The organism is Prosthecodimorpha staleyi, from assembly GCF_018729455.1.
In the GTDB taxonomy this organism is placed as follows: Bacteria; Pseudomonadota; Alphaproteobacteria; order Rhizobiales; family Ancalomicrobiaceae; genus Prosthecodimorpha; species Prosthecodimorpha staleyi.
Window position 1 is genome coordinate 1 of sequence record NZ_JAHHZF010000044.1, and the last position, 727, is coordinate 727.

At 68.8% G+C, this 727-nt stretch carries 1 protein-coding gene; it reads left to right on the top strand.

The window, feature by feature from the left end:
• Positions 1 to 147: 147 nt before the first annotated feature.
• Complete coding sequence (locus KL771_RS28255) at positions 148 to 552, top strand: hypothetical protein (protein WP_261971835.1); 405 nt, start codon at positions 148 to 150, stop codon at positions 550 to 552.
• Positions 553 to 727 lie beyond the last annotated feature (175 nt).

Below are 727 nucleotides of genomic sequence, written 5' to 3' on the forward strand. Positions count from 1 at the left end.
GCGCGAGATGCGCCAGGCGGAGGCCGAGTACCAGCTCGAAAGCATCTGGGCGGCCGTCGCGACGCTCGAATGGTGCGCCCGCAACGCCGACCTGATCCACCGCGTCGCGGCCGAGATCGAGGCCGAGCAAGCCAAGTCTGAGGTGTCGTGATGGTGGCCTACGGCTTCAAATCGGCTTTCTGGAAACCGATCCAGGATCGGACCAAGCGGCAGACCATCCGCAACCCGCGCAACCGTCACGCCCACCCCGGCGAACGCATTCAGCTCTACGGCAAGATGCGCCAGCCGGGGTGCTTCAAGATCATCCCCGATCCGGTGTGCATCGGCGTCGACATGGTCGAGTTCGACCTCCGCATGTTCGACCGGCCGCCGCAGTTGATCGTCAACGGCATCCTGATCGTGGGCGAGGCCGCCGACGCCTATGCCGAAGGGGACGGCTTCAAGCCGATCCTGGCCTTCGGCGCCTTCGAGGTCATGTGCCGATGGTGGACGCTCACCCACGGCCGCCGGGTCTTCCACGGGATCGCCATCCGATGGGACGACCAGCCATGACCTGGATCGCCCGCTCGCTGCCGCCCGAGCCCGACGACGATCCGCCGGCGACCCGCCCGCCGACAGCAGCAGAGCAGCTCCGCGCCGAACGCGCCGCGCTGCTCGCCCAGGTCCGCCCCCGTGTCCGCTCCTCGCGCCAGGAGCGGATCCGCAGACGGATCCGGGACCTCACCCG